Raw genomic sequence first — 24,026 nt, 5'->3', positions numbered from 1 at the left:
TGTGAGGTGATCGGTGCTAGGTACAGCTGGGGGGGGTGCGAGCGGCGGCGCATCGTCCCGAGGGGACCGACGGTCGGAGTGACCGCCGCTCGCACGTTCTGGCTCAGTCGAGAGGGGTGAAGACGCCTCGCTCTTCGAGCAGCTTGATGTTGCGGGCGCGGGTCTCACGCTCGCGGGCCAGCCATCCTTCGCCGGGAGGGGCGTCGAGGTACTGGTTCTTCGGGTAGATCGGCTTCTCGTAAATCGCGGCGTACTGCTCGGTGCGCAGATCCTTGAAACCGTTGAACACGCCGTTCGCCTGACGGTCGCGACGCAGGGCGTCGATGTCGATCGTCGTGCTCACGAAGGTGTCGCCCGCCGTGACGCCTGGCGTCTCGGTGATGATCTTGCCTCGCTGGTTGACGATCATCGAGCGGCCGCCGAAGAGGTCGTTGATGACGCCGTCCGGGCCGAGCTCCGGGCCGAGGTTCGGTGCGACGACGATCGCGTTGTTGAACAGCGCGTGCGCCTTGTTCTGCACCTCCCACATCCCCTGCGAGGTCTGCGGCTCGATGAGCGTGGCGCGGATGATGACCTCCGCGCCGTTCATCGCGAGGCCGCGGGCGATCTCGGGGTACGCGCCCTCGTGGCAGATCACGTAGCCGATGTTGCCGATGTCCGGCGTCTTGGCGACCGGGTAGATGGCGTCCATCACATTGCCGTCGCCCTTCTTCTGGATCCACTCGTCCCACAGGTCGTGCGGGTTGGTGGTGCCGAGGGTTCCGCCCTCGAAACCGTCGCTGGTCGCCTTGGCACGGCGGTAGATCACATCGCCGTTCGGGTCGATCATGAACGCGCAGTTGAAGTAGCGGTCGGGGAAGTCGTCGTCGGCGACCAGGTACAGCTCGCCGGCGATGTAGGTGTTCAGCTCACGAGCGGCCTTGCCCAGCTCGTCGGTCTCCGGACCGGGGATCGTGCGGGCGAACTTCTTCTCCGCCTCGCGGTTGCCTGCGGTGAATGCCATGTGCATTCCCTGGATCGCCATCTCGGGGATGACGACCAGCTTCACCGGGTGGCCCTCTGTCGCTGCCACGCCGACCGCGGTCTTCATGAAGCCGATGATGCGCTTGGTGTTCTTCAGCGCGTCTTCCGGCTCGACGATCGGGATCTGCAGCGGCGAGAGCGCTACGACTGTGTACGGCTCAGTCACGTCCAACTCCTTCGTTGTTTGGGGTGCGTTTGGTCATGTTAGCGCACTATCAGACGGTGTCAAATGTCTCTTTTCGGGGCGAATGCAGCTCGGTACCGGTCGCTCTCCGGTAGACAACCTTGTCTCTTTTGGCAGCAAAATTGCTGATAAATTAAGGTTTTAGAATGCAAACTATCTTGATATCGCCACAGCAGCAGGGTGCGTGGAATCAGATTCGAAATTGAGTGAGCGCACTCACAGGACGAGCGCTAACGTGTGAGCGCGAAGGCCGCGACGCCCGCTGTGACGGCGATGAGGCCACCGAGTACGAACAGCGAAACCCGGCTCTTCGTAGCCCACCCGCGGACCGCTCCCTGCAGCCGAGCCGCGCGCGACGCGTCGTCGGCCGACGCGATCGGCTGGCTCTCGGCGCGCGGGGCACGCACCGTGGGGAGGAACTCGACGAAGCCGCAGCGCGTGCATCCGGTCAGGTAGCGGTGGACGGCGAGACCGACCCCGTAGTACGGGTTCTCGATGACCCGGGCGCGGGCCCCGCAGCGCGAGCACCACCGGGGTCTCGTCCGTGCGTTCGACTCGTTCATCGCTCGCGAAGTTCCATTGCCGTCTCCTGGGTGTTCCGTCGGCAGTGCACGCGGAGCACAGCGGAGGAGGCACGGCGGCCTTCCCCACCCGAAGGAGAAGGCCACCGTGCAGGTGCCGAGCCGGGGAGCTGCGACGAATTTCACGGTATGTGGCGGTTCGATCGGGTCGATATCCGCCCAGCGCGGATCTGTGTCCGTTTTGTGCGGCTCCTCGCCGGGCCGCCGACGGCCGTGCTTACAATCACGGGATGCAAGCGAACACGGCCGAGATGTTCCGCAGCCGACGCATCGTGTCGTGCCGCGGGATCGACCAGGCGCGCGAAGCACTCACCGAGGTCTTCCTGCCGGTCGACTTCCCCACGGCGCGGGCGTCGACGAGCGTCGCGATGGATCTGAACGCCCTGACCGTCGGCCGGGTCACCGTCGGGTACATGCAGTTCCAGGATGCTGTTCGCATCGAGACGGCAGAGGCCATGAACTTCCACGTCGACATCCCGACGGCGGGCCGCGCCACGATGCGCGCGGCGTTCGGATCGCCGATCTACGGAACGCAGCGCACCGCCGGCGTGTTCATGCCGGGGCGGCCGGTCGACCTCGACTGCGACGTCGGCTTCGCGCAGGTCTCCGTGATGATCCCCCGGGAACACCTTCAGCTCGAACTCGAAAGCATGCTCGACCAGCGTCTGACGCGACCGCTCGAATTCACCGGCGAACTGGACCTGATGGCCCCGGGCGGCCGGGCAATGCTGCAGGCGCTGCGCCTGATCGACGCCGTCTCCGAGCAGCCAGGAGGCCCCCTCTCCCACCCGCTCACGCTCCAGCGCCTCGAACAGCTCCTGATGAACAGCCTGCTCTTCACCCAGCCGCACAACCACTCGGAGCAGCTGACCGGATCCGCCCCCGCCCCCGGCGCACGGCCGGTGTCCCGGGCCGTCGAGCTCCTGCGCAGCAGCCCCGCGCATCCCTGGACGGTGTCCGAACTCGCGTCGGCCGTCTCACTCAGCGTGCGCAGCATGCACGAAGGCTTCCGCCGTTCGCTCGACACCACCCCGATGGCCTACCTCCGCCGCCTCCGGCTGGAGAAGGTGCGCGAGGAACTGATGGCGGCGCCGCCCGGCACGGTCAGCGTGACGGAGGTGGCCACCCGCTGGGGCTTCGTCCACCTGGGACGCTTCGCCGCCGCATACGCCGCCGCGTTCGGCGAGCGCCCGTCGGACAGCCTGCGTTCGACCGGGCGGTGACGCCCGCCGTCGGGAGGCGGATGACGGACGAACGCTGAGCATCCACGTCGGAGAACGGGGCTAGACAGCCCCTCGGCGTCAATGGTTCGATGGGCCGCACCACGAGCAGGGAGCGGAACATGACCGAGAACGTCACCGGACCGACACCGAACACGAGGTTGACCGAGGCGTACGTGCGCGCCGTCGGCCGGATGGCGTATGTGTGGGGCTGGCCGATGGTCTCGATGATCAATCGGCGCGCTGCGATCACGTCCGTGCCCGAGCCCGGCCTGCGTGGCGGGGTGCTGCCGAACGCTCCGCTGAACCGGGTCTGCATGCTCACCGACTACATCCCGGCGGGGCAACGCTTCATCGCCTGCACCAACCAGGATGTGCTGTACGGGATCGGCTTCGGCGACCTGGATGTGACGCCCGTCATCGTGCAGCTGCCGGACTTCGGCGACCGGTTCTGGGTGTCTGCCGCGTGGGACCAGCGCACGGACTCCTTCGCGCAGCTGGGGAAGCAGTACGGTACGAAGGCCGGCTTCTACGCGCTGGTCGGCCCGAGCTGGGACGGCGACCTCCCCGACGGGATCGCCGGTGTGTTCCGGTCCTCGACCGCGCTGGTCGCGTTCTGTCCGCGCGTGTTCATCGAGGACACCCCGGAAGACCGCGCGGCCGTGATCGAGCTGATCAAGCGGATCAATATCTTCCCGCTCGACGAGTTCGACGGAACGGCGCATCCATACGACTGGGAGCACGTCCCGAGCTTCCCCGTGCCCGGCGAGGTGAGCGCCGACGAGATCCACTGGGTCGAGCCCGACCACTTCTTCGACCAGTTGCGGGATGTGCTCGGCATGGTTCCTCCGCTGCCGGGCGAGGAGGCGCTCTACCAGCAGTTCACCGCGATCCTGGATGCGGCCGACAGCGACCCCGACCTGAAGCGAGCGCTGCTGGACGTGGCCGCCGAGGCGGAGCGCGAGATCATCACCCCGCTGCTGCGCTGGGAGCACAACGGACCGGAAGCCGGCAACGGATGGTACTCCGCGAAGAACAACTCGGCGTTCGGCACCGACTACGTCACCCGGGCCGCGATCGCCCGCTCGAACATGTTCGAGAACACCCCGCAGGAGACCAAGTACATCTTCACGGACACCGACTCGAGCGGCCGCCAGCTGAACGGCAGCGACGGCAACTACGAGGTGACCTTCGCGGCGGGCGAGCTTCCCCCTGTCGACGGCTTCTGGTCGCTCACCCTCTACAACGAGCACCACTTCTACTACGAGAACGAGCAGGGCCGGTACTCCCTCGGCACCAAGAACCCCGGCCTGCACTACGGCGACGACGGCAGCCTCACCCTGTACGTCGGACACCGGCCGCCCGCGGACGCGCCGGAGTCGAACTGGCTTCCCGCCCCGGAAGCCCCGTTCTCCCTGTACATCCGCGCATACTGGCCGAAAGAGCCGATCCTGGATGCAACGTGGCTGCCGCCGGAGGTACTGCGGAGGGGGTGAGCGGCGGCCCTATCGCATGCCGGAATCCATCCGTCGACGAGTGCCTTCAGAAAACCCCCGACGCCCCGGGCCGAAGCCGCAGCGCGAACCCGGCGACCATGGGCGCCACGATTCGAAGCACATCCACCACGACGACGAGCGGGAGCGACCCCAGGCCTGAGGCGAGTGGTTGAAGCACAAGGCTGACCACTCCGACGAGGGCCGCCACCACCGCAACGTGACGCCACCGGCGACGCGGAAGGACGGTGCGCAGCAACCGGATGGGTCTCAGCCGACTCTCTGCCAGCACCCGCCCCACGAAGAAGAGCGCAAGCCAGCCCACTGCGGCCGTCCCGACGGACAGCAGTACACCGAGAACGCCGAGTGAGATCGCGCCGGTCAACCGATAACGTTCCACGGCTCGCGCCGTGAGGTCACGGTACGCACGATATCCCGCGATCCAGAGGGCGATCCCCGCGGCGACCAGGAGCGCCACCGCGAGGAATGAGAACACGGGTGCAGCGTGCGAGGAGGTGCGCCTCGGCGCGAACCATTCGAACGCAGCGAGAGCGATTAACGCAGCGGGCGGCACCAGCCACTCGTACACCCGGACGGGCGCGCCGGGCGGCACCACCACCTCAGGCTCGGCTGTCGACTCGTCCTCCACGCCTGAACACTACTGCGGCGATGCCACCCGTCACCTCACCGCCCGCCGCCCCCGCCGCCGGTCCCGTGCAGCACCGACACCGCGAAGCTGGCCGCGCGCTCGCGCAGGCTCGCCATCCGTTCCTGCCTGGCCGCCTCCACGTCGAAGCCGACGTAGGCGAGGGGCGGGCGCTTGCGGACGTTGGCCGAGCAGCCGAAGTCGGTGCAGACGAGCGTTCCGACCGTGTCGCCGTTCTTGCCGGCCTGGCCTGCGCGCTTGGCGCTGAAGAACGAGACGTCGTTGGTCAGGTTGACGTCCTGGCACCAGGAGCACTGGGGGCGGCTGAGCGCTGACGCCTCCGCCTGGCGGAGGAGCAGGCCGACGGGGGCGTCGTCGAGGATGACGACCGCGTATGCGCGCTTCGGCTGTTTGCGGTCGCGCCAGCCGAGATAGTCGAGCGTGTTCCAGTCGATGGTCTGGAAGTCGGCGGGCAGGGTCAGGTCGCTGACCTCTTTACGGGAGGCGTTGACGAAGGACGAACGGAGCTGTTGCTCGGTCAGGGGAAGCATGAAAGTGTCACCAATCGGAAATGGCGGCGATGGCCGCTGAGGTCGCACGGGCCGGCAAGCCCGGATGCGCGTCGATGTCTGCACGGGACGACCGGCGCCGCGACGGGCGCGCACGATCGAGCCCCGCATCCCTCGCTGGATGCGCGAGGTGGAAGGCAGGGGACGGCGACGCTATCTCACGCCGGCGTTCAGAACGCCGACGACCTCCTGACGCCCGGAGGGCAGCACGGGGATGAGCGAGGTGGACACACGGGCAGTGTAGCAAACGCCCCCGCGTGCGACCCGGACAGCTCCGGATGGGCGCCACACGCCGAAAACCGGACGTCCGTGTCCCCCAAAATGCCGCTACCGGGACGCCTCCGGGTAGGCGATCCTCGAAGGATGGAGGGTCGGCGTGAGCTGAGACAGGAGACGGGCGTGACGCAGGAGGCAGTTGTGCTGCGTCCGCACGCCCACCTTTTCGCACGCGGAATCATCGCCATCCTGGCTCTGACCACCCCGGTTTTCGCGGTCCTCTACTGGCTGACCATCCCGGACGGCGTCTGGCCGCTCGTGCTCGGCATCCACATCGTGGTGATCGGCGCGACGACGGTCGCCGTGCTCGCCTTCTTCAGCACGACCATCCAGGTCGGCCACGATTTCGTGCGGGAGCGCGGCTTCTTCGGCAGGACGGTGGATGTGCGTCCCGGCAGCGTCGGCTCCGTCATCATGGTCAACCTGTACGAGGGCAGCACGCTCGACACGCAGCCGCAGCTGTTCGTCACCGGCACGGACGGCAAACTGCTGATCAGGATGCGCGGGCAGTTCTGGGCGCTCGAAGATATGGAGCGCGTGGCGGAGGAGCTCGACGTGCCCGTCACCCGGCGCGAGGACTCGATGACGCTGGCGGAGTTGCGCCGCGCATCGCCCGGCCTGCTGTACTGGTTCGAGCGGCTGCCGCGCTTCGGGCGCTGAGCCTCAGACCTCGGCGGACGTCGAGATGCCGTACACCGGTCCGTCCGGCCTGCTCGACGGCAGCTCGTGGAACCCGAGCCGCTCGTAGAACGCCCGGGCGCCGTGATTCGTCGGGGACATCTTCAGGTAGACGCCGGGCACCCCGCGCTCGCGGAGGGCGGCGAGCAGCGTGCGGATGAGCGCGCGCCCGAAGCCCTGCCCCTGCAGTTCGGGCAGGAGGTCGATGTGCAGGTGGGCGGGGTATTCGGCGAGTTCGGGCACGAGCATCCCGCGCACGTCGAGGCCGAAGCCGATCGCCTCGCGCTCCCTGTCGTCGCGGGCGCTCTCGACCGGGTATTTCTCCGCGAACGCCGGCATCCACTCGCGCGAATACCAGTCGACGAACGCCGCACTGTCCGCGACGGCGATCACGTACCCGGCCACGTGATCACCGGTGTCTACGACGAACGCGAGGTCGGGCTGGTACGTCACGTACGGTCCGGCGAAGACATCCGGGATGAGGTCGTCGTCCGTGTACGTCCCCGTGGCGTCTCCGCCGCTCGCCCCCGTTTTGATGCACACCGTGTACACGTCGTCGCGGTCGCCGGGCTGGTAGGGACGGATCGAGCTCACCGTGAAAGTATGTCAGCGTGAGCACCTCCGCCGCTGCCGTACCCGCCGTCGACGCCCGCACCGGGCTCGGCGCAGCGCCGGTCAGCCGCGGGCACCTGAACGAGAACGGGGCGGCGCCGGTGAGCATCGAACGGCTGTGGCCCGGCGAGGACGCCGCGGCGTTCGTCCGCCACTACTGGCTCCCCCGCTGGCGGCTCGCCGACGGCACGTTGCTGCGGCAGCAGGTGCTCGAATATCCGACGGCCAACCTCGTCATCGAGGACGAGGAGGTCGCTCTGCACCGCGCCAGGCGCGGGCTCAGCGTGAAGACGCTCAGCGGTCACGGCTGGGCGTTCGGCGCGATGCTGCGGCCCGGGGTGGCGCGCGGGCTCTGCGGCACGAGCGTGCGGACCCTGCCGTCCAGCGTGCCGCTCGCCGACGGCGTGCCCGCCGGATTCCAGCACCACGCACTCCTGCTGCCGGGGGTGGATGGGGTGACCGCGCGCATCCGGGACGCCATGCGGACGGGCGACGACCGCGGCGCCGTCGATGCGATCGAGGCCTGGCTCGGCACGCTGCCTCCTCCCGGCGCAGAGGCGCGGCTGGTCGACGCGATCGTGGAGGCGGTGGAGGCGGACAGGACCATCACCAGGGTGGAGCAGCTCGCCGAGCGGTTCGGGCTCGGCGTCCGTCACCTGCAACGCCTCGTCGCCGGGCACATCGGCTTCGGCCCGAAGTGGCTCATCCAGCGCTACCGGCTCCAGGAGGCCGCCGCCGCCCTGCGCTCCCCCGCGCCTCCGCTGCTCGCGGACCTCGCCGCCGAGCTCGGCTACGCCGACCAGGCGCACTTCGGGCGCGAGTTCAAAGCGGTGGTCGGCACCACCCCGGGCGCATACGCGGCCGACGCGGGGCGCGGTCGATGACGCCGGACAGCATCCTTGCTCCCTGGCGCGACCGGTGGAGGCTCACCCCCTCCGGCGACGCGTTCGCCACCCCGTCGAGCGTGCTCCAACCGGTGGAGTGGCGCGGCCGCCCCGCGTTCCTCAAGCTGGCGACGGTCGAGGAGGAGGTCGCGGGATCCCGTCTGCTCGCCTGGTGGGACGGCCGCGGCGCCGCCCCGGTGTACGAGGCAGAGGGCGACGCCATCCTGATCGAACGCGCGACGGGTGACCGCGACCTGGCGACCATCGCCGCGTCAGGGCCGGACGGGGACGACGCGGCCACGCTCATCCTGTGCGGCACGGCCGAGCGGCTGCACGCCGTCGACGACCGTCCGCGACCGGATGGGCTGGTCGGGCTGACGACGTGGTTCCGCGAGCTGTTCGCGGAGGCGGCCGAGCATCCGGATGCGCACGACGGGCTGTACGCGCACGCCGCATCCATCGCACGCGAGCTGATCGCGCATCCGGTCGCCGACGTGGTGCTGCACGGCGACCTGCACCACGGCAACGTGCTCGACTTCGGCGGGGAGGGGGACGGCGGGGACGGCTGGCTCGCGATCGACCCGAAGCATATCGTCGGCGACCCCGGTTTCGACTACGCCAACATCCTGTGCAACCCGGATGCGCGCCTCGCCACCGCGCCCGGCCGCTTCGAGCGCCAGCTCGGCGTGATCTGCGCGACGGCGGGCGTCGAGCCCGGCCGGATGCTGCGCTGGGCGTTCGCGTGGGCCGCGCTCTCCTCCTGCTGGACGGAGCGCAGCGGCGGAGATCCCGGCCACACGCTGTCGGTGGCGCGGCTGGCGCGGGGGTTGCTGCCGGAGGCCACCCCGGACGCGGGCGCGACCGGGATCGGGCTCGGCTGATCGACCCGGCGGCCGCGCACTCCGGCCGCCGCCATCTCGCCACCTTTCCCCGACCGCCCTCAGCGCCGTTTGCGCGTGCCGAAGATCCCCTCCACCACCCCGGTGAGGATGGACGCCGTCGCCTTCGAGCCGAGCACCTGTTCCAGGATGTTGGGCTGCGGTTTCGAGGTCGTGCGCCGTCCGCGGGAGCTGGGGCCGGTCGATTTCAGCAGTCTGTCGTACTCGGCGTCTGCGGCTTTCTGCGCTTTGGCCTGCGCCGCCGCGGCCTTGTCTGCGGCCTTCTGCGCCTCCACGGCAGCCTTGGCCTGCTCGAGGACGCGCTCCTGCTCCTCGGCGGCCGCGGCAGCAGCATCCAGTTTGCGGGTGAGCATTTCGCGGGCGGAGTCGCGGTCGATGGCCGTGCCGTATTTCGCGAGCAGCGGGGATGCCGCGATGGTCGCGTCGAGCTGCGCCTCCGGAGCGGGCGACATGGAGCCCTGCGGTGCGCGCAGCCGCGTCCACGCGACCGGGGTCGGGGCGCCCTTCTCGCCCATCACCGTGACGATCGCCTCGCCGGTGCCGAGCTGCTGCAGCACCTCGGCGAGGTCGTAGCCCGACTTCGGGTAGGTCGAGACGGTCGCCTTGAGCGCCTTCGCGTCATCCGGTGTGAAGGCGCGCAACTGGTGCTGCACGCGGGAGCCGAGCTGCGCGAGCACGTCGGACGGGACGTCCTTCGGGGTCTGCGTGACGAAGAAGATGCCGACGCCCTTCGACCGGATGAGCCGCACGGTCTGCGTGATGGAGGCGAGGAAGTCTTTCGACGCGTCCTTGAACAGCAGGTGCGCCTCGTCGAAGAAGAACACCAGCTTCGGCTTGTCGAGGTCCCCCACCTCCGGCAGGTCGTTGAACAGGTCGGCGAGCAGCCACATCAGGAACGTGGAGAACAGGGCAGGCTTGTCCTGGACGCCGGGAACCTCCAGCAGGCTGACAACCCCGGTGCCGTCGGGGGCGAGCTTCAGGAACTCGGCGGTGTCGATCTCCGGCTCGCCGAAGAACGCGTCTGCGCCCTGGTCGGCGAACGCGATCAGTTCTCGAAGGATCACGCCGACGGTCGCGCTGGACAGCCCGCCGAGGTCGGCGAGCTCCGCTTTGCCGTCCGCGCTGTTGAGGAAGGTGAGGACGGCGCGCAGGTCGCTGAGGTCGAGCAGCGGCAGCCCGGCCTTGTCCGCGTAGTGGAACACGAGCCCGAGACTGGACTCCTGCGTGTCGTTCAGCCCGAGCACTTTCGACAGCAGCAGCGGCCCGAACCCGGCGACGGTCGCCCGGATCGGTATGCCCTTGCCGGTGCCGCCGAGCGAGAAGAACTCGGTGGTGGTGGCGCGCGGCGTCCAGTCCTGGCCGATTCCCTTGGTGCGGTCGAGCAGCTTGTCGTTCGGCTCGCCCGCCACGGCGATCCCGGACAGGTCCCCCTTGATGTCGGCGGCGAACACGGGAACCCCGTTCGCCGCCAGCTGCTCGGCGAGCACCTGCAGCGTCTTGGTCTTGCCCGTGCCGGTCGCTCCGGCCACCAGCCCGTGCCTGTTCGTCATCGCCAACGGGATGCGCACGGGCACATCCGCGCGCGCGTCCCCGTTGACCAGCGCCCCCATCTCGAGCGCGGCGCCCGTGAACGCGTAGCCGGCGCGGACCGCGTCCACCTCGGCGTCGGTGAGTGGGGTAGGGGTTGGCGGGGCGGGGGTTGGCGGGGCGGATGCGGCGGGCGCGGGCGGCGTCTGCAACGCCTCCGCGGGCGCGGCAGGAGCCGATGCAGCGGGCGCCGGCGGCGCCACCTCCGTCGCCGCCGCACTGGCCGCCGTTGCGGCGTCCGACGCAGCAGCCGCCGTCTGCGACGCTGCCGCGCGCGCCTGCGCCGCCTCCGCCTCCGCCTGCGCGGCCTCGGCCTGCGCCTGCGCGGCGGCCGCCGCATCCTGGGCCCGTTTCAGTGCCTCCGTCGCCTCCGCCTGCAGTCGCGCGGCGTTCTCCGCTGCGGCTTTCGCGTCGGCCTGGGCTTTGGCAAGTGCATCGGCGTCACTCATGCGCTCACTCTATGGTCCCCATCTCTCGCCCGCACCAATCGAGCCGGGAGTTGTGCACGCGACACGCCGGGCGATGGCGTGCACAACTCCCGGCTCGATCGCTTCGGGCGGCAGGGCTGGGCGGGTCACTGCTCCCGGAGGCCCCAGGGCTGGCCGTATCCGCCCTCCGCGACGGGACGCGCCATCAGTTCGAGGAACGGCGCGGCATCGAATGCCTCCGGCCCAAGCACCCCGGTTCCCGACCACGCGCCGGTCGCGAGCAGCTCCAGCGCGATCACCGGGTTCATCGCCGTCTGCCACACCACGCACTGCGACTCGTACTCCGCCATCGTCCACTCGTTGTCGCTCACGTGGTACAGGTAGACCTCGCGTGGATTCCCATCCACGCCCGTGCCTTTAACCCACACGCCCGCGCAGGTCTTGCCCGTCATGAGCGGCCCGATCGTGGCGGGGTCCGGCAGGGCGGCGGCGACCACATCCCGCGGCGCCACCTCCACCGGACCGTCCTGGCTGCGCACCCGGATGGGCGTCGTCGAGTCCAGCCCGAGCTGGTGCAGCGTGCGCAGGATGCCGATGAACTCCTCCCCCAGCCCGTACTTGAACGTCACCCGCTCCGCGTCGATCCAGCGCGGCATCAGCAGCACTTCCTCGTGCTCAACGTTGACGCACTCGACGGGACCGATCCCTTCCGGGAAATCGAACACCTCCGGCTCGCTGAACGGCGGCGTCGTGAACCAGCCGGCGTCCTTCTCGAAGATCACCGGAGGGTTGAGGCACTCCTCGATGGTCGTCCAGATGCTGAACGACGGCGCGAAGATCTCGGCCCCGTCGCTGTCGCGCACGACCAGGTTGGCTCCGTCGCGCGTGCCGAGCTCCTCGATGTGGGAGAACAGCGTGTCGGCGGCGCACCGGGCGAACACATCGCTCAGGCCGGGCTCCACGCCCATGCCCACAAGCGCCAGCCGGCCAGCCGACTCCCAGTCTCCGCGCTGCGCGAACTGGTCGTCTCCGAGCTTCACCCCGGTCTTCGCATACGGGTCGGTGGGATGCGGCTCCGACAGGCTCATGGCCATGTCCAGGTAGTCTGCGCCCGCGGCGAGGGCACCGGCGAAGATGGTCGGCACGAACTTCGGCTCGACCGCGTTCATCACATGGGTGGCCCGATGCTCGGTGGCGACCGCCGCCACCGCATCCGGGTCGGACGCGTCGATGGCGGCGGCGGCGAACCGCGACGCCACCTCGTCGCCGTGCCGTCCGCGAATCCAGTCGATGGTCCGCTCCGCCCGGCCGATGTCGTAGTCGCTGACCACGATGGTCTCGAAAAAGGAGCGACGCGCTGCGATCTTCGCGATGGCGTCGCCCACACCGCCGGCGCCCACGAGCAGGATTCTCATGGCGCAACGCTAGCGCGCCCGATACGGCAGCGGTCAAGGGCCTCCCCGTAGAGTGTTCGTGCCGTCCCGCCGACGTCCAGCCGACAAGGAGCCTCATGCCCTTCGAACTGACCCATCTCCGCGCCGGTGGAGTGAGCGTGCTCCTCGATCACCGAGGCGGCCTGCTGCCGTCGATCGTGCACTGGGGCGCCGACCTCGGCGACCTGACCGCCCAGGATGCGCACGCCGTCGCCCTCGCGAACGTGGCGCCCCAGACGCGTCGCACGGCGTGCAGGTGCCGCCGTGGTTCGGGACAGTGGATGCGCGGCTCGCGTCGGACGGCGTGACGCCCCTGTCCCAAAGTCTGCCGCGCGGCGCGACCCCGGATGGTGTGGTGCTGAGCGGACGCGCGCTCGCGTCGGCGGGGCTGCAGACGCCGATGTCGTATCCGGACCAGGTGTGGCTGGTGTCCGTCACAGCGGTGTGAGCGTTCCCGAGCGGGACAGGAACGAGAAACGGGAAAGGGCCCGGACTGGTGTGTCCGGGCCCTTCCTGTGTCTGGTCACCGCGCTGAGCGGCTCACCTCACCTCAGCTGACTAGCTGATGGTGGTGCTTCCGTTCTCGTCCTCCGTCTTGCGACGGCGTCCGAACAGGAACGCCCCGAGCCCGAGCAGGAGGCCGGTGATGCCTCCGCCGACGAGCCAGCCGTTGGTGTCGGAGCCGGTGCTGGCGAGTGAGCCGTCACCCTTTCCGTTCGCGGCGCTGGTGCTAGTGCTGGTGCCGGACTGCGATGCGTTCGCGTTCGCGGCGGTGCCGCCAACGGTCGACGCGTCCGTGCTCGCGGTGGCGTTCGCCGAGGCCGCCGAGGCTGCGTCGGCGGACGCATTCGCGGTGGACGCGGCCTGTGCGGCGGCGCTGTTGTCGCTTTCAGCGGCAGCAGACGCTGCGGCGTTCGCCGCAGCCGTGTTGTCGCCGTTGACGGCTCCGCGGGCCGAAGCCTGCGAGGCAGCGTTCGCGGCCGTGCTGACGTTCGCTGAGGCATCCGTCGACGCGGTCGCGTTCGCGGCCGCCTGAGCGGCAGCAGCAGCCGAGATGTCGGCAGCGGCGGACGCCTGCGTGGACGCGTCAGCGTTACCGGCAGCCACCGAAGCAGCGTTCGCGCTCACGTCCGCAGCAGCCGAAGCTGCAGCGTTCGCGTTGCCCTCCGATGTGGTCGACGCATTGCTGGACGCGTTGGCGTTCGCCGCCGTCTGCGAAGCAGCAGACATGTTGGCGTTCGCGGCGGCCGAGCTCGCAGCGTTCGCCGTGGACGTGGCGTTCGCGTTCGCGGCGACCTGAGCCGAAGCGGCCGCGGCCGCGTTGGCGTTCGTCGTCGCGTCCGTCGATGCATCCGTGGATGCGGACGGGTTCGCGGCGGCCTGAGCGGCAGCAGCAGCCGAGATGTCCGCGGCGGCAGATGCCGTGGTGGTCGCGTCACCGTTACCGGCTCCGACGGCGGCGGCGTTGGCCTGCGAGTCAGCAGCAGCGGACGCCGAAGCGTTCGCGTTCGCCGTGCTCGTGTTCGATGCGTCGGTCGACGCCGTTGCGTTGGCCGCGGCCTGAGCAGCGGCAGACATGTCACCGTTCGCGGCGGCCGAGCTCGCAGCGTTCGCCGTGGAGGAGTTGTCGCCGTTCGCGGCCGAGGTCGCGGCGGCCTGAGCCGACGTCTCTGTGGTGGCGTCGGTCGACGCATCCGTCGAGGCGGTCGCGTTCGCGGCAGCCTGAGCAGCTGCAGCAGCCGAGACGTCCGCGGCAGCGGAGGCCGCGGTGGACGCGTCAGCGTTACCGGCGGCGACGGCAGCACCGTTCGCCTGGCTGTCAGCGGCAGCGGACGCCGAAGCGTTCGCGTTGGCCGAAGCCGACGTGGACGCATCCGCCGAAGCGGTCGCGTTCGCAGCAGCCTCAGCGGCAGCAGACGCGTCGCCGTTGGCGGCGGCCGAGGTCGCAGCGTTCGCAGCGGCCGAGTTGTCACCGTTCACCGCGCCCTGAGCCGACGCCTGAGCAGCGGTCTGGGTCGTCGCGTCCGTGGACGCGTCGGTCGATGCGGTCGCGTTCGCGGCAGCCTGAGCAGCGGCAGCGGCCGAGATGTCCGCGGCGGCAGACGCCGTGGTCGTTGCATCCGCGTTACCGGCAGCGACAGCAGCGGCGTTCGCCTGCGAGTCAGCAGCAGCAGACGCGGCAGCGTTCGCGTTCCCGGCCGATGTTCCCGACGCATCCGTCGAGGCGGTCGTGTTCGCGGCGGCCTCAGCGGCAGCCGACGCGTCGCCGCTCGCGGCAGCCGAGGTGGCAGCGTTCGCGGCGGTCGTGTTGTCGCCGTTCGACGCGCCCTGGGCCGATGCCTGAGCAGCGGTCTGGGTCGTCGCGTCTGTCGACGCGTCGGTCGAAGCCGACGGGTTCGCAGCAGCCTGAGCGGCAGCTGCGGCCGAAATGTCCGCCGCCGCCGACGCCTGCGTGGACGCATCCGCGTTACCGGCGGCAACCGCAGCGGCGTTCGCCTGCGAGTCGGCAGCAGCCGAAGCAGCAGCGTTCGCGTTACCGGCCGACGTTCCCGACGCATCCGCCGACGCGGTCGTGTTGGCAGCAGCCTCAGCGGCAGCAGACGCGTCGCCGTTCGCAGCGGCCGAGGTCGCAGCGTTCGCAGCGGCCGTGTTGTCACCGTTCACCGCACCCTGAGCCGACGCCTGAGCAGCGGTCTGGGTGGTGGCATCCGTGGACGCGTCGGTCGACGCGGACGGGTTCGCAGCAGCCTGAGCGGCAGCAGCAGCCGAGATATCCGCAGCAGCAGACGCAGTGGTCGTCGCATCCGCGTTACCGGCACCGACGGCAGCAGCGTTCGCCTGGCTGTCAGCAGCAGCCGACGCTGAAGCGTTCGCGTTCGCCGCACCCGACGTGGATGCGTCGGCGGACGACGTTGCGTTCGCAGCCGCCTCCGCAGCAGCAGACGAGTCACCGTTCGCCGCAGCCGAGGTCGAAGCGTTCGACGTCGAAGAGTTGTCGCCGTTCGCAGCCGAGGTCGCGGCGGCCTGAGCCGACGTCTCCGTGGTCGCATCCGTCGACGCATCCGTCGAGGCCGTCGCGTTCGCGGCAGCCTGCGCAGCGGCAGCAGCCGAGACATCCGCGGCAGCGGACGCCTGCGTGGACGCATCAGCGTTTCCGGCGCCGACTGCGGCAGCGTTCGCCTGGCTGTCAGCGGCAGCGGACGCCGAAGCGTTCGCATTCGCCGTGCTCGTGGTCGAGGCATCGGTCGACGCGGTAGCGTTCGCAGCCGCCTCAGCGGCAGACGACACGTCGCCGTTCGCCGCGGCAGACGCCGAAGCGTTCGTAGCGGCCGAGTTGTCGCCGTTCACCGCGCCCTGTGCCGATGCCTGAGCGGCGGTCTGGGTCGTCGCGTCTGTCGACGCGTCGGTCGAGGCGGACGGGTTCGCGGCAGCCTGGGCGGCGGCCGCAGCGGAGATATCCGCGGCAGCGGACGCCGTAGTGGTCGCATCCGCGTTACCGGCGGCGACAGCAGCGGCGTTCGCCTGCGAGTCCGCAGCAGCCGAAGCTGCAGCGTTCGCGTTACCGGCCGACGTTCCCGACGCATCCGCCGACGCGGTCGTGTTCGCAGCCGCCTGCGCAGCAGCAGACGCGTCGCCGTTCGCGGCGGCCGAGGTCGCAGCGTTCGCCTCTGCCGTGTTGTTCCCGTTCGACGCAACGGTGGCCGCAGCCTGAGCGGACGTCTGCGTGGTCGCATCGGTCGACGCATCCGTGGACGCGGTGGGGTTCGCAGCAGCCTGAGCAGCGGCAGCGGCCGAGATGTCGGCAGCAGCCGACGCCTGCGTGGTCGCGTCCGCGTTGCCGGCAGCAATCGCTGCGGCGTTGGCCTGCGAGTCCGCGGCAGCCGAAGCCGACGCGTTCGCGTTGCCCGTCGACGTGGCAGACGCGTCGGTCGACGCCGTCGTGTTCGCGGCAGCCTCAGCGGCAGCCGAGACATCGCCGTTCGCGGCGGCAGACGCCGAAGCGTTCGTAGCGGCAGAGTTGTCACCGTTCACCGCGCCCTGAGCCGACGCCTGAGCGGCGGCCTGGGTCGTGGCGTCCGTGGACGCGTCGGTCGAGGCGCTCGGGTTCGCAGCAGCCTGCGCGGCAGCAGCAGCCGAGATGTCCGCGGCAGCGGACGCCGTGGTGGACGCATCCGCGTTGCCGGCAGCAACCGCAGCAGCGTTCGCCTGCGAGTCCGCAGCAGCCGAGGCCGCAGCGTTCGTGTTGGCCGCGCCCGACGTGGATGCGTCGGCGGACGACGTCGCGTTCGCAGCCGCCTGCGCAGCAGCAGACGAGTCGCCGTTCGCAGCGGCCGAGGTCGCGGCGTTCGACGTCGAGGTGGTGTTTGCGTTCGACGCAACGGTGGCCGCAGCCTGAGCGGACGTCTGCGTGGTCGCGTCCGTGGATGCATCCGTGGACGCGGACGGGTTCGCAGCAGCCTGGGCGGCGGCAGCAGCCGAGATGTCGGCAGCAGCGGACGCCGTGGTCGTCGCGTCAGCGTTACCGGCACCGACGGCGGCAGCGTTCGCCTGGCTGTCGGCAGCGGCCGACGCCGACGCGTTCGCATTCGCCGTGCTCGTGGTCGACGCATCGGTCGACGCGGTCGTGTTCGCAGCTGCCTGAGCAGCAGCCGACATGTCGCCGTTCGCCGCGGCCGAGGTCGCAGCGTTCGCGGCGGCCGTGTTGTCACCGTTCGACGCACCCTGAGCCGACGCCTGAGCAGCGGTCTGGGTCGTCGCGTCCGTAGACGCGTCGGTCGATGCGGACGGGTTCGCGGCAGCCTGGGCGGCAGCAGCGGCCGAGATGTCGGCGGCAGCAGACGCCTGCGTGGACGCATCCGCGTTACCGGCGGCAACCGCAGCAGCGTTGCCCTGCGAGTCAGCAGCAGCAGACGCAGCAGCGTTCGCGTTCGCAGCACTCGTGGCCGACGCATCGGTCGACGACGTCGCGTTGGCCGCGGCCTGAGCAGCAGCCGACACGTCGCCGTTCGCGGCAGCCGAGGTCGAGGCGTTCGACGTCGAGGAGTTGTTACCGTTCGCGGCCGAGGTCGCGGCGGCCTGAGCCGACGTCTGCGTGGTCGCGTCGGTCGACGCATCCGTGGAAGCAGTCGGGTTCGCGGCGGCCTGGGCGGCAGCAGCAGCCGAGATGTCCGCTGCAGCGGACGCCGTGGTCGTCGCGTCAGCGTTACCGGCGCCGACAGCGGCAGCGTTCGCCTGCGAGTCGGCAGCGGCAGACGACGACGCGTTCGCGTTCGCCGTGCTCGTCGTGGACGCGTCGGTGGACGACGTCGCGTTCGCGGCCGCCTGAGCAGCAGCGGACGCGTCGCCGTTCGCGGCAGCCGACGTCGACGCGTTCGCGTCGGTCGTAGTGGTTGCGCTCGACGCCGCGGTCGCCGCGGCCTGAGCCGACGCCTGCGTGGTCGCATCGGTCGACGCATCCGTGGAAGCAGTCGGGTTCGCGGCGGCCTGGGCGGCAGCAGCAGCCGAGATGTCCGCAGCGGCGGAGGCCTGGGTGGTCGCGTCCGCGTTTCCAGCGCCGACCGCGGCAGCGTTCCCCAGCGAATCAGCAGCGGCGGACGCCGAAGCGTTCGTGTTCGCGGTGCTGTTCGTGGACGCGTCGGTGGACGCGGTCGTGTTCGCCGCCGCCTGAGCAGCGGACGATACATCGCCGTTCGCGGCAGCCGACGTCGACGCGTTCGCGTCCGTCGAATTGTTCGCGTTCGACGCGGCGGTCGCAGCCGCCTGAGCCGACGTCTGCGTGGTCGCGTCCGTGGACGCATCCGTTGACGCGGACGGGTTCGCAGCGGCCTGCGCGGCAGCGGCAGCGGTAATGTCTGCCGCGGCGGAGGCCGTGGTGGTCGAGTCCGCGTTGCCCGCGGTGATCGCGGCAGCGTTGGCCTGCGAGTCGGCAGCGGCGGAGGCCGACGCGTTCGCGTTCGCCGTGCTCGTCGTGGACGCGTCGGTGGACGACGTCGCGTTGGCCGCGGCCTGAGCAGCAGCCGACACGTCGCCGTTCGCGGCAGCCGAGGTCGAGGCGTTCGACGTCGAGGAGTTGTTACCGTTCGCGGCCGAGGTCGCGGCGGCCTGAGCCGACGTCTCCGTGGTCGCGTCGGTCGACGCGTCCGTGGACGCCGACGGGTTCGCGGCAGCCTGCGCCGCAGCGGCAGCCGAGATGTCCGCAGCAGCAGACGCCTGCGTGGTCGCGTCCGCGTTGCCGGCACCGATAGCGGCAGCGTTGGCCTGCGAGTCCGCGGCGGCGGACGACGACGCGTTCGCGTTCGCCGAGCTCGTGCCCGCTGCATCGGTGGATGCCGTTGCGCTGGCGGCAGCCTGCGCGGCGGCGGACGCATCGCCGTTTGCGGCGGCTGACGACGACGCGTTCGCGTCCGTGCTGTTGTCTCCGAAGGCCGCAGCGTTGGCAGCAGCCTGCGCCGCGGTCGCCGTGGTCGCGTCGGACGACGCGTCCGTGGACCCGGTGGTGTTCGCCGCTGCCTGGGCGGCAGCAGCGGCAGAGATGTCCGCGGCAGCGGACGCCGTGGTGGTCGCATCCGCGTTACCCGCACCGACAGCGGCGGCATTGCCCTGCGAGTCGGCAGCAGCGGACGCAGCGGCGTTGGCGCTTCCTGGATCGGCGGCGACGATGGTCGACACGCTGGAGATGTTGTTCAGCAGGTTGGGGTCGGACTCGTTGCCGAACACGACCGCGGAGTTCGGGATCGTCGTCGGAGTGAGAGGCGCCTGCGCGGTGAACGAGACCACGTGGTGCTCACCCGCGGCGAGCACGGGCACGTTGCAGGAGAGGACACCGGCATCGAGGAGACAGCCGGCAGGCAGCTGGATGTTCGTCAGCGCAGCCGGCAGCGTGTCGGAGATGACAGAGCCGGAGGAGGTGAACGCAGAGAGGTTCGACACGTCGAACGTGTACGTGATCGTCGAGCCCGGGGTCACCGTCGCCGGCGCCGACTTCACGAGCATCAGGTCGGTTTCGGCGTCGAGGCCGACGAATGTCGCGTCCGCCTGAGCAGCCGAGCCTGGGTAGTCGTATTGCCCGATCGTGGTGAACGTCGGATTGGCCGAGCTGGGGTTCGTGATCTGGATCTGTACCGCCGGACGACCGGACACCGTGCCGGTTGAGCCGTACATGAAGCCGAGGTTGCCGTTCGGGAAGGTCCAGGCACCGCCCGTGCCCGCCAGCACCGCCGGCGCCAGGTCGGCTGGTCGAGGGAACTCCGTGGTCTGGTAGGTGACCGGGTCGATGCGAGTGATCGTTGTCGGACCGAATCCCCAGTAGTACCCCTGCGTGAACGCCAGGTCCGAGACGGAGATCGGAGACGGGAAGAAGGTGCCGCCGGCCAGAGGCGTGCCGTCGTCGGCAACAGGAACGACACCGATGTACGACGTCTGGCCGATCATGTACTGGAAGACGAACGTGTTGACGTATGCGCCCTTGCCGAACGTTCCACCGTAGTAGGTGATCGCAGCCGGGTCGAAGCCCACCGGGAAGGCGCCAGCAGGAACGCCGTACTGGGTGAGGTTTCCTTCGGAGTCGATTCGGATCCAGGTGCCCTTGGATGTCACCGGCTTGTCAGCGAACCCGAAGATGAAGTTCGAGGTCGAGTGGAACCCGAGGGCGTTGTACCCGCTCTGAGGGGCACCGACGATCTGGAAATTCAGGCCGGAATCCAGGTTGTCGGCTCTCACCAGAAGCGTGTTGTTGTTTCCGGCGTCCGTGGCCAGGCCCATGTAGACGGCACCGACCGTCGGGTCGAATGGCTGCCCGGGAGCCGCGGCCGCTGGAAGGGCGATCAGCCCTCCTGCTCCCACGCCACCCACCACCGCAATGGCGAGAGTTGACCTCAGTTTTCTAGAACGCACGCTGCTTTTCTCCAATCGTCGGTGGATGCGGCGCTGGCTGACAAGCCGGGCGGGTTTTTCACATCCACTGACAGGTTCGACGTCGAATGTTGCTGCAGGAGAGTCGGCCGGCGACACCGGCACGTTCTTCCGCGGACGCACCCGGATCGACCCACAGTGCGGTGGGTCGTCGGATGGCCTAATTGAGCAGACCCCGAAACGCCTTATCGATAACGCGAGAAGTGCAGAATATTTTATGTAGGACTCAGCGCCGCGCCAGGAAGAACGGATGCGGTTCCAGACGTTCCTTCGCCAGCCGCAGCGCGAGCGGCGCCCACACGATCACCGCGATGGCCGCGCCGAGCAACAGTCCGCCGATCGTGTCGCTCAGCCAATGCGCCCCCAGATAGGTGCGGCTGACCGCCATCAGCACAGCCCAGAGCACGCCAACGATCCACACCCAGACCCGCGGGAAGATGATCGCGAGGACCACCACCATCGTCGCGGCGTTGGCCGTATGCCCGGACGGGAATGACCCGGTGTCGGAGTGTACGAGGATCTCGGTCGGGCGCGCTCTGCCCACCGTGTGCTTGAGCAACTGGACGCACGCCACCGACAGGATGCTCGCCACGGCGAAGAACGTCGCACCCCAGGGCCGCCGGAAGGCCAGCAGCAACAGGACGATCACGACGGGCACGACGATCGAGCCGATGATCCCGCCGCCCGCGTAGTTGAAGAACAGGGCCGGCCCCAGCCAGAACGGCGAGCGGTGCTCGACGATCTCGCCCATCCACTCGAGGTCGATCGAGAACGGCTCCTTCGGGCGGAAGGCGATGATCGCGCCGAGCACGACGACGAGCCCGACGGCGACCGACGCCGAGATCACCGGCCAGCGCCTGCTGACCTTCGCAGCCTGCCTGACCTGCTCGTGCGCCGTTCCCATTGCACCAACGTACTCATTCCTCGGCGCGCATCAATCGAGTCCGAAGGTATTCACGGGTGCCACCGGCGTGTCGTGTGAATAAGTTCGGACTCGATGATCAGGGGACGGGGACGGGCGGCGCGGGTCAGTGGGCGAGGGCCGGCACGGTGCGGGGCCGGACGATCAGCCAGAGCGCGGCGATGGAGACGAGGGCGCAGATGGCCATGACGAAGCCCATCGGGGTGGCGCTTCCGACGCCGAGGATGCCGACGATCGGCGAGACGATGCCCGCTGTGCCGAAGTTGAGCGCGCCGAGGAGGGATGCGGCGGTGCCGGCCTCGTGCCCGTGCGCGTTGAGCGCGAGCACCTGGACGCAGGGGAAGCCGAACCCACAGGCCGCGATGAAGAACCACAGCGGGATCGCCGTGCCCCACAGGCCGACGTGCGCCTGGTCGAGGATCACGATGAGCACACTGGAGACGAACATCACGACCGTAGAGACGGCGAGGATCCACTGCGGTCCGACGTACTTGGTGATGCGCGCTGCCGATTGCACACCGATGATGATTCCGATGGAGTTCACCGCGAACAGCAGGCCGTACTCCTGCGCGTTGAATTTGTAGATCTCCTGGAACACGAATGAACTCGACGAGAGATAGGAGAACAGGCCGGTGAAGTTGGCTGCGCCGACGATGGCGATGCCGACGAAGATCCGGTCGCTCAGCACGGCCTTGTAGCGCTGTCGCATCGTGGAGTGACCCGCGTCGTGACGGCGGGCTTTGGGCAGCGTCTCGACGATCCAGAGCGAGACGCAGATGACGACGAAGAGGCCGTAGCAGGCGAGCACGACGAAGATGCCGCGCCAGGGCATGACGAGCAGCAGCCAGGATCCGATCACCGGGGCGAGCACGGGGGCCAGGCCGTTGACGAGCGCGAGGCGGCTGAGCATCCTGACCAGCGGGCGCCCGCCGAAGAGGTCGCGCACCATCGCCATCGCGACGACACCGCCGGCGGCCGCGCCGATGCCCTGCATGGCGCGGGCGAGGCCGAGCAGCTCGACGTTCGGAGCGACGGCCGCGCCGAGGCAGGCGAGGATGTGCACGCAGGTCGACAGGATGAGCGGGAGGCGGCGGCCGATCTTGTCGCTCCACGGGCCGACGAGGAGCTGCCCGACGCCGAATCCGATGGTGGTGGCCGTGAGGGTCAGCTGGATGGCGGCCGTCGAGACATTGAAGTCTTCCTGCAGCGTCGGCAGCGCGGGCAGGTACGTGTCGATGGTGAACGGACCGAGCGCCGTGAGCGCACCGAGGATGAGGATGTATGCGAGGCGCTGGCGGCCGGAGAGGGAGTCTCCGGGATGCACGACGGTGGTCACGAAAGTTCCTTGTGGAGAGAAGACGAACACCGCGACCGTGGCCGCGGTTGGTGGGAGGGGTGGGATTCTGCTCGCTCGTTCGAATCGATTCGACCGTCGTTGCCTGGTAATCCTATCGGATACCGGACGCGAATGTTACCGTGCACATCCCCCGGTTTCGGGGGGGGCGTCAGTCGGCGGGAGCGGCCAGCAGCGGCGCGAAGGCGAGTTCGGCGGCGCCGATCATCAGGATGTTCGCCCCGAGCTCTGCCCGCGCGATGCGAAGGTGCTCCCCCGATGCGGCGAGCGCCTCTCGCGAGACGAGCAGGATCAGCCGCTCCGGCGCGACGGCGAACAGCGCGCCGAGGAAGCCGCCGAGCACCACCAGCTCCGGGTTGAACACGTTGGTCGCGTTGCGCAGGGCGATGGCGAGGAAGCCGAGCTGCCGCTCGATCTCCGCCAGCACGGCCGTGTCTCCGCGCTCGACGGCGGCGGCGAGCGCCCCGTCCAGCTCTTCGCCGTCCGCCGTCTCCAGCCCGAGGGCGGCGAGGAGTGCTCGCTGGTTTACCTCGGTCTCCAGGCAGCCGACGGCGCCGCAGTGGCAGCGGATCCCGTTCGTGTTGACGAGCGTGTGGCCGAGCTCCCCCGCGTATCCCGAGACGCCGGTGAGCGAGACGCCGCCGACGATGACGCCTGCGCCGATTCCGGATGCTCCACCGTTCAGGTAGACCAGGTCGCTCGCTCCACGCCCTGCGCCGAACAGCCGCTCGGCGTTCGCCCCGAGGTTGGCGTCGTTGGCCGCGCTGACGCTGAGGCCTGTCGCCTCCGCGAGCTCGGCGGCGAAGGGTTCGTCGCGCCATTCCAGGTGGGGGGCGAGCCGGACGACGCCGTCGCTCTCCCGCACCAGTCCAGGCACGGCGACCCCGATGCCGACCACTCTGGTCGCAGCGGACAGGTCGGGGCGGAGCCCGTCGATGACCGCCGCTGCGACGGTCGCCGCCTCCTCGGCTCCCGGCACGTGGTCGAGCGGGAACCGGACGCGGCGGTGCACGACACCGTCGAGTCCGACGATGCCGACCGTCACCGCGTCGATCTCCGGGTTGACGGCGACGGCGACGACGCGGCTGTCCGCGACGACGACGGGAGACGGCCTGCCGACCCTGTTGCTCGTCTCCGGCTCACGCTCCGTGACGAGCCCGAGCTCGACGAGCTCCGCGACGAGCGCCCCGACGGTCGACCGGTTCAGCCCGGTCGCGTGCGTCAGAGAGGAGCGGGCGGCCGGCCCACCCCGGTGGACGAGCCCGAGCACGGTGGCGAGGTTGTTCCGGCGCACGGTGTCGAGGTTCGTCCCGGTGGTGTTCATGG

The 24,026-nt window shown here is 69.7% G+C and carries 18 protein-coding genes; 7 read left to right on the top strand and 11 right to left on the bottom strand.

The window, feature by feature from the left end:
- Positions 1-103: 103 nt before the first annotated feature.
- Both ACN6M5_RS17450 and ACN6M5_RS17445 read right to left on the bottom strand, forming a co-directional pair.
- The gene (locus tag ACN6M5_RS17450) at positions 104-1,189 is read right to left on the bottom strand and encodes a nitrilase-related carbon-nitrogen hydrolase (RefSeq protein WP_085371075.1); all 1,086 of its coding nucleotides are present in this window, start codon (positions 1,187-1,189) and stop codon (positions 104-106) included.
- Between the two features lie 248 nt (positions 1,190-1,437).
- Positions 1,438-1,770 carry a hypothetical protein gene (locus ACN6M5_RS17445; RefSeq protein WP_434951783.1) on the bottom strand — a complete coding sequence of 111 codons (333 nt, stop codon included), beginning with the start codon at positions 1,768-1,770 and terminating at the stop codon, positions 1,438-1,440.
- Positions 1,771-2,018: 248 nt separating this feature from the next.
- Between ACN6M5_RS17445 and ACN6M5_RS17440 the strand changes: the two genes are divergently transcribed.
- Entirely contained in the window at positions 2,019-3,011 is a 993-nt protein-coding gene (locus ACN6M5_RS17440; protein WP_434951781.1) for an AraC family transcriptional regulator, read from the top strand.
- A gap of 119 nt (positions 3,012-3,130) precedes the next feature.
- Positions 3,131-4,504, top strand: coding sequence for a DUF1254 domain-containing protein (locus tag ACN6M5_RS17435; protein ID WP_434951779.1), 1,374 nt, complete (start codon positions 3,131-3,133; stop codon positions 4,502-4,504).
- Positions 4,505-4,550: 46 nt separating this feature from the next.
- On the opposite strand, the gene ACN6M5_RS17430 is transcribed toward ACN6M5_RS17435, so the two are convergent.
- Both ACN6M5_RS17430 and ACN6M5_RS17425 read right to left on the bottom strand, forming a co-directional pair.
- Positions 4,551-5,150 (bottom strand): hypothetical protein, encoded by a 600-nt coding sequence (locus tag ACN6M5_RS17430; protein WP_434951777.1) that lies wholly within the window; start codon positions 5,148-5,150, stop codon positions 4,551-4,553.
- 35 nt (positions 5,151-5,185) lie between these two features.
- Positions 5,186-5,698, bottom strand: coding sequence for an FBP domain-containing protein (locus tag ACN6M5_RS17425; RefSeq protein WP_434951775.1), 513 nt, complete (start codon positions 5,696-5,698; stop codon positions 5,186-5,188).
- Between the two features lie 417 nt (positions 5,699-6,115).
- Between ACN6M5_RS17425 and ACN6M5_RS17420 the strand changes: the two genes are divergently transcribed.
- Positions 6,116-6,652: a hypothetical protein gene (locus tag ACN6M5_RS17420; protein WP_247597293.1), complete on the top strand. Its 537-nt coding sequence runs from the start codon at positions 6,116-6,118 to the stop codon at positions 6,650-6,652.
- A gap of 3 nt (positions 6,653-6,655) precedes the next feature.
- On the opposite strand, the gene ACN6M5_RS17415 is transcribed toward ACN6M5_RS17420, so the two are convergent.
- Positions 6,656-7,264 (bottom strand): GNAT family N-acetyltransferase, encoded by a 609-nt coding sequence (locus ACN6M5_RS17415; RefSeq protein WP_434951773.1) that lies wholly within the window; start codon positions 7,262-7,264, stop codon positions 6,656-6,658.
- 17 nt (positions 7,265-7,281) lie between these two features.
- Between ACN6M5_RS17415 and ACN6M5_RS17410 the strand changes: the two genes are divergently transcribed.
- Both ACN6M5_RS17410 and ACN6M5_RS17405 read left to right on the top strand, forming a co-directional pair.
- On the top strand, positions 7,282-8,166 hold the full coding sequence (locus ACN6M5_RS17410) for a helix-turn-helix domain-containing protein (RefSeq protein WP_434951771.1): 885 nt from the start codon (positions 7,282-7,284) through the stop codon (positions 8,164-8,166).
- Positions 8,163-9,047 (top strand): aminoglycoside phosphotransferase family protein, encoded by an 885-nt coding sequence (locus ACN6M5_RS17405; protein ID WP_434951769.1) that lies wholly within the window; start codon positions 8,163-8,165, stop codon positions 9,045-9,047. The genes ACN6M5_RS17410 and ACN6M5_RS17405 overlap by 4 nt, the downstream gene beginning before the upstream one ends.
- Before the next feature lie 59 nt (positions 9,048-9,106).
- On the opposite strand, the gene ACN6M5_RS17400 is transcribed toward ACN6M5_RS17405, so the two are convergent.
- Entirely contained in the window at positions 9,107-11,101 is a 1,995-nt protein-coding gene (locus ACN6M5_RS17400) for a helicase HerA-like domain-containing protein (RefSeq protein ID WP_434951767.1), read from the bottom strand.
- 125 nt (positions 11,102-11,226) lie between these two features.
- Positions 11,227-12,495, bottom strand: coding sequence for a saccharopine dehydrogenase family protein (locus tag ACN6M5_RS17395; protein WP_434951765.1), 1,269 nt, complete (start codon positions 12,493-12,495; stop codon positions 11,227-11,229).
- 95 nt (positions 12,496-12,590) lie between these two features.
- Here ACN6M5_RS17395 and ACN6M5_RS17390 point away from each other — a divergent pair, with 95 nt between their 5' ends.
- Positions 12,591-12,821 (top strand): hypothetical protein, encoded by a 231-nt coding sequence (locus tag ACN6M5_RS17390; RefSeq protein ID WP_434951763.1) that lies wholly within the window; start codon positions 12,591-12,593, stop codon positions 12,819-12,821.
- Positions 12,818-12,961: a hypothetical protein gene (locus ACN6M5_RS17385; protein ID WP_434951761.1), complete on the top strand. Its 144-nt coding sequence runs from the start codon at positions 12,818-12,820 to the stop codon at positions 12,959-12,961. The genes ACN6M5_RS17390 and ACN6M5_RS17385 overlap by 4 nt, the downstream gene beginning before the upstream one ends.
- Positions 12,962-13,071: 110 nt before the next feature.
- Here the strand turns inward: ACN6M5_RS17385 and ACN6M5_RS17380 are convergent, their stop codons facing one another.
- From ACN6M5_RS17380 to ACN6M5_RS17365, 4 genes are all read right to left on the bottom strand, one after another.
- Positions 13,072-20,355, bottom strand: a complete 7,284-nt coding sequence (locus ACN6M5_RS17380) for an LPXTG cell wall anchor domain-containing protein (protein WP_434951759.1) — start codon at positions 20,353-20,355, stop codon at positions 13,072-13,074.
- A 295-nt stretch (positions 20,356-20,650) separates the two neighbouring features.
- Positions 20,651-21,328 carry a phosphatase PAP2 family protein gene (locus ACN6M5_RS17375; RefSeq protein WP_434951757.1) on the bottom strand — a complete coding sequence of 226 codons (678 nt, stop codon included), beginning with the start codon at positions 21,326-21,328 and terminating at the stop codon, positions 20,651-20,653.
- Positions 21,329-21,452: 124 nt separating this feature from the next.
- A complete protein-coding gene (locus ACN6M5_RS17370; protein WP_434951755.1) occupies positions 21,453-22,682 on the bottom strand; it encodes a multidrug effflux MFS transporter in 1,230 nt (409 codons plus the stop codon).
- Between the two features lie 169 nt (positions 22,683-22,851).
- A complete protein-coding gene (locus ACN6M5_RS17365; protein ID WP_085371013.1) occupies positions 22,852-24,024 on the bottom strand; it encodes an ROK family protein in 1,173 nt (390 codons plus the stop codon).
- Positions 24,025-24,026: the final 2 nt, after the last annotated feature.

Source organism: Leifsonia araucanica (genome assembly GCF_051161895.1).
GTDB lineage: Bacteria > Actinomycetota > Actinomycetes > Actinomycetales > Microbacteriaceae > Leifsonia.
The sequence above is the reverse complement of the archived record's forward strand: the minus strand, read 5'-3'. Positions and strand labels throughout refer to the sequence as shown.

What these genes read in the sequence shown, in the direction of transcription:
- ACN6M5_RS17445 (WP_434951783.1), bottom strand. Translation starts at nt 1,770, where the DNA reads ATGAACGAGTCGAACGCACGGACGAGACCCCGGTGGTGCTCGCGCTGC.
- ACN6M5_RS17405 (WP_434951769.1), top strand. Translation starts at nt 8,163, where the DNA reads ATGACGCCGGACAGCATCCTTGCTCCCTGGCGCGACCGGTGGAGGCTC.
- ACN6M5_RS17425 (WP_434951775.1), bottom strand. Translation starts at nt 5,698, where the DNA reads ATGCTTCCCCTGACCGAGCAACAGCTCCGTTCGTCCTTCGTCAACGCC.
- ACN6M5_RS17390 (WP_434951763.1), top strand. Translation starts at nt 12,591, where the DNA reads ATGCCCTTCGAACTGACCCATCTCCGCGCCGGTGGAGTGAGCGTGCTC.
- ACN6M5_RS17365 (WP_085371013.1), bottom strand. Translation starts at nt 24,024, where the DNA reads ATGAACACCACCGGGACGAACCTCGACACCGTGCGCCGGAACAACCTC.
- ACN6M5_RS17435 (WP_434951779.1), top strand. Translation starts at nt 3,131, where the DNA reads ATGACCGAGAACGTCACCGGACCGACACCGAACACGAGGTTGACCGAG.
- ACN6M5_RS17395 (WP_434951765.1), bottom strand. Translation starts at nt 12,495, where the DNA reads ATGAGAATCCTGCTCGTGGGCGCCGGCGGTGTGGGCGACGCCATCGCG.
- ACN6M5_RS17440 (WP_434951781.1), top strand. Translation starts at nt 2,019, where the DNA reads ATGCAAGCGAACACGGCCGAGATGTTCCGCAGCCGACGCATCGTGTCG.
- ACN6M5_RS17400 (WP_434951767.1), bottom strand. Translation starts at nt 11,101, where the DNA reads ATGAGTGACGCCGATGCACTTGCCAAAGCCCAGGCCGACGCGAAAGCC.
- ACN6M5_RS17375 (WP_434951757.1), bottom strand. Translation starts at nt 21,328, where the DNA reads ATGGGAACGGCGCACGAGCAGGTCAGGCAGGCTGCGAAGGTCAGCAGG.